4 protein-coding genes and 2 pseudogenes are annotated in these 3,731 nt (G+C 55.3%); all 6 read left to right on the top strand.

The window, feature by feature from the left end; all coding sequences use genetic code 11:
* Positions 1 to 123, top strand: a pseudogene (locus H8Q75_RS07600) (long-chain acyl-[acyl-carrier-protein] reductase); the annotation flags it as partial.
* Positions 124 to 146: 23 nt separating this feature from the next.
* Positions 147 to 1,121, top strand: coding sequence for an acetyl-CoA carboxylase carboxyltransferase subunit alpha (locus H8Q75_RS07595; protein ID WP_024124397.1), 975 nt, complete (start codon positions 147 to 149; stop codon positions 1,119 to 1,121).
* Complete coding sequence (locus H8Q75_RS07590; protein ID WP_297041022.1) at positions 1,118 to 1,825, top strand: SDR family oxidoreductase; 708 nt, start codon at positions 1,118 to 1,120, stop codon at positions 1,823 to 1,825. Before H8Q75_RS07595 ends, H8Q75_RS07590 begins: the two co-directional genes overlap by 4 nt.
* A 48-nt stretch (positions 1,826 to 1,873) precedes the next feature.
* Positions 1,874 to 2,548, top strand: coding sequence for a GTP cyclohydrolase I FolE (gene folE / locus H8Q75_RS07585; protein WP_297041021.1), 675 nt, complete (start codon positions 1,874 to 1,876; stop codon positions 2,546 to 2,548).
* A 105-nt stretch (positions 2,549 to 2,653) separates the two neighbouring features.
* The gene (locus H8Q75_RS07580; RefSeq protein ID WP_024124400.1) at positions 2,654 to 3,136 is read left to right on the top strand and encodes a TM2 domain-containing protein; all 483 of its coding nucleotides are present in this window, start codon (positions 2,654 to 2,656) and stop codon (positions 3,134 to 3,136) included.
* A 232-nt stretch (positions 3,137 to 3,368) separates the two neighbouring features.
* A pseudogene (locus H8Q75_RS07575) lies at positions 3,369 to 3,731 on the top strand (cobalamin biosynthesis central domain-containing protein); the annotation flags it as partial.

The following is a 3,731-nucleotide window of genomic DNA, read 5'->3' as shown; positions in this document are numbered from 1 at the left end:
TTCGAGGGCTGGCACACCAATTTCTCTTGGGGGCGCAATCAAATCACTGTGGAAAAGATGCAGCAAATTGGTGAGGTCTCCCGTAAACACGGATTTAAGCCACTCCTGTTGAACCCTCAGTAAAACCAAAAGGAACCCACTCGCCTATGGCAAACGAACGTCGCACGCTTCTGTTGGAGTTTGAAAAGCCCCTCGTGGAGCTAGAAGCCCAAATTCAGCAGGTGCGGGATAAGTCTTCGGAGTTTGGTGTTGATGTCTCAGAGCAAATCCGTGAATTGGAGGAGCGCGCCAGGCAACTGCGCTATGAAATTTTTAGTAAGCTGACACCGGGACAAACCCTTCAGGTGGCTCGCCATCCGCGCCGTCCCAGCACGTTGGATTACATCCAAGCCATTAGTGAAGAGTGGATCGAACTTCATGGCGATCGCCGGGGCAGTGATGATCCCGCCATTGTCGGTGGTATCGGTCGGCTCAATGATCAACCGGTCGTGATGCTAGGGCAGCAAAAGGGTCGCGACACCAAAGATAATGTGGCTCGCAATTTTGGCATGGCCTCCCCCGGGGGCTATCGCAAAGCCCTGCGTCTGATGGAGCATGCCAACCGCTTTCAGATGCCCATCCTCACCTTCATTGATACACCGGCGGCTTGGGCGGGGGTGGAGGCGGAAAAGTTTGGCCAAGGGGAAGCCATTGCCTACAATCTACGGGAGATGTTCCGCTTTGAGGTGCCAATCATCTGTACTGTGATTGGCGAAGGTGGGTCTGGTGGTGCTTTGGCCATTGGGGTGGGCGATCGCCTGCTGATGTTTGAACACGCCGTCTATAGTGTGGCGCCGCCGGAGGCCTGTGCAGCAATTCTCTGGCGCGATGCCCAAAAGGCGCCCCAAGCAGCGGAAGCTCTGAAAATCACGGCTCGCGACCTGCTGAAGCTAGGGATTGTTGATGAAATTGTGCCCGAACCCGTTGGTGCTGCCCATAGCAACCCCGTAGAAGCAGCAGAAAATCTCAAGGCAGCTCTCCTGCGAAATTTGGCGGAAGTGCAAGCCCTCAGCAGTAGTGAACGGCGGGAGTTGCGCTATCAGAAGTTTCGGCGCATGGGTGTCTTTGCTGAAGCGGTATGACCCAACAAGTCCTAATCACCGGAGCCAGTAGTGGCATTGGGGCAGCCACGGCCATTGCCTTTGCCCAAGCGGGATTTAATGTGGTGCTCTTGGGGCGATCGCCCGCCAAACTGGCTGGTGTCCATGCCCAGGTGGTGGCCTATGGCGTTCAAGCCCACACATTTAGTGTGGATTTCAGTGATCCAGAACCCCTGCGATCGCGCCTTGATGAGATTCTCAGTAGTGTTGGCGATGTCCATGTACTGGTGAATAATGCAGGGATGGCAAGAACCGCTCCCCTCATTGATCAACCCTTGGCGGACTGGCAGCAAATCCTGAACGTCAACCTCACCAGTGCCCTCATCTGCTCCCAAGCGGTACTGCCGCAACTACGATCTCGCCAGTGCGGTACGATAGTCAATGTTGTTTCAATTGCTGGACGCCAAGTTTTTCCCGACTGGGGCGCCTACTGTGTCTCGAAGTTTGCCCTCATGGCCTTGACCAAAACGATGGCGGCTGAAGAACGCGCCCACGGTATCCGCGTGATTGCCATCTGTCCCGGCGCCGTTGACACCCCCATTTGGGAAGACGTAGCAGGAGACTTTGACCGCACGGGGATGCTCAGCCCCGAACACATTGCTAACACCATTTTGTACACGACTCAATTGCCGCAAACGGCTTTTGTGGAAGAGCTAGTGGTCATGCCCCTCGGCGGAACCCTCTAGACTCCACCTTGTCCTTTACTTGTCACCCTTTTTATGGCAACGTTCAATATGCCCGATTCGATCATTAACGGTAAAGCGGCCACACCGGCAATTCTGCCCGATCGCAACACCCACCAAGGCAAAGAAGCGATTCCCCACCCACCCCCCCCAGAGGTTGCCAAGGAAGAAATGATGGCGGCAGTACGCACAATTCTACTGAATGTGGGCGAGGATCCCGATCGCGAGGGGTTGCTGAAAACACCCAAGCGGGTCGCTGAAGCAATGCAATTTCTCACCAGTGGTTACAGCCAATCCCTTGAAACCCTTGTCAACGGCGCGATTTTTGATGAAGGCCACGATGAAATGGTCTTGGTGCGCGACATTAACTTCTTTAGCCTCTGTGAGCATCACATGTTGCCTTTCATTGGCAAAGCCCATGTGGCCTATATCCCCAACCAGCGAGTGATTGGCCTCAGTAAATTGGCCCGGGTTGTGGAAATGTATGCGCGGCGGCTGCAAGTTCAAGAACGCCTGACCCGTCAGGTGGCTGAAGCCATTGAAACCGTTCTCGATCCGAAGGGAGTGGCTGTGGTTATGGAAGCAACCCACATGTGCATGGTGATGCGCGGTGTCCAAAAACCCGGCTCTTGGACAGTGACCAGTTCGATGCTGGGGGTTTTCCGTGAAGATCAAAAGACCCGTGAGGAGTTTCTCAACTTGATTCGCCATCAGCCGAACTTTTAGGGAGCAGTCCTTGGGGGGCGATCGCCCCCTTTGGGGTTCTCAAGAACTTAGGCTAGGATGGATAATGAGTGAGATCCTCATGGGCGCATTGTGGAAAGATTTCACTTGTCTCAGTCTGAACATCGCCAACACCCCCAAACGCAACCCCCCTCCCTGAGTGTGGCGAATGCCTACCTGCTGTGGTGTTTGAGCCTCGTCGGGGTCTGCGGCCTGCAACGCTTTTATGTCGGGCAGCCCCTAGTGGGTCTGTTGTACCTAGTCACCTTCGGCGTCTGTGGTGTCGGTCAATTCATTGATCTGTTTCTGATTCCAGGGCTGGTGGATCGCCACAAAACCTACCTGCGGGGACGCTATCTAACAGCAGAGAAGGACCCTGACCTCAGCCCTGCCTCTGGTAGATCGATACACCGTTTACTGCAAGTCGCAAAAGAACATGGGGGCGTTCTCTCAGCAGCCCAAGTAGCCCTCTATACCCATCTAGATCCCCAAACAGTCGAGGAATTGCTCTTTGAGGCTCAGCGACTCGGCTATGCCACAGTATTCAATGACCCCGAGACAGGGGCAGTGCGCTATCGCTTTGATGTCTAGTTCATGCTGCCCTTAGACCCGTTTCAACCCATGGGGGCGATCGCCACCACTTCCCCAGGGACTGGCTCAACTCCAGCGCATTGTTGATGTAGGCATTCCCCTCAGCATTTGGGTCTCGCCCCAGTTAGGTGCCCACCGCCCCGTACAAACCTACGAGGGTCCTCTGGCAGCCCATTTACAGAAACACTGGTGCCACTATCGCGCTTGGATCTTTGCCTTGGCCTGCGGTGCTGTGGTGCGGTTAATCTCACCCCTGTTGACCCACAAAAGCCAGGATCCGGCGGTTTGCGTTCTTTCTGAGAATGGCCAATGGATCGTGAGTTTGCTGGGGGGGCATAGTGCGGGGGGCGATCGCCTCTGTCACATCCTCAGTGCTACCCTTGGCGCAACACCAATTCTCACAGGGGCAAGTTATAGCCAAGGCTACTTTGCCGTGGATACTTGGGGAACAGCCTTGGGGTGGCAACGGGGGGCAGGAGACTGGCATGCGATCGCCAGCCAACAGGCGCAGGGAAAGGCGCTGCAAGTGTATCAAACCTGCGGTAGCGCTTTGTGGCGCACAGGTCTCAGTTCAGACCAGCCCCTTGAGTTAGTC

The organism is Thermosynechococcus sp. OHK43 (assembly GCF_014466085.1).
Taxonomy (GTDB): domain Bacteria; phylum Cyanobacteriota; class Cyanobacteriia; order Thermosynechococcales; family Thermosynechococcaceae; genus Thermosynechococcus.
The sequence above is the reverse complement of the archived record's forward strand: the minus strand, read 5'-3'. Positions and strand labels throughout refer to the sequence as shown.

What these genes read in the sequence shown, in the direction of transcription:
- H8Q75_RS07595 (WP_024124397.1), top strand. Translation starts at nt 147, where the DNA reads ATGGCAAACGAACGTCGCACGCTTCTGTTGGAGTTTGAAAAGCCCCTC.
- H8Q75_RS07590 (WP_297041022.1), top strand. Translation starts at nt 1,118, where the DNA reads ATGACCCAACAAGTCCTAATCACCGGAGCCAGTAGTGGCATTGGGGCA.
- folE (WP_297041021.1), top strand. Translation starts at nt 1,874, where the DNA reads ATGCCCGATTCGATCATTAACGGTAAAGCGGCCACACCGGCAATTCTG.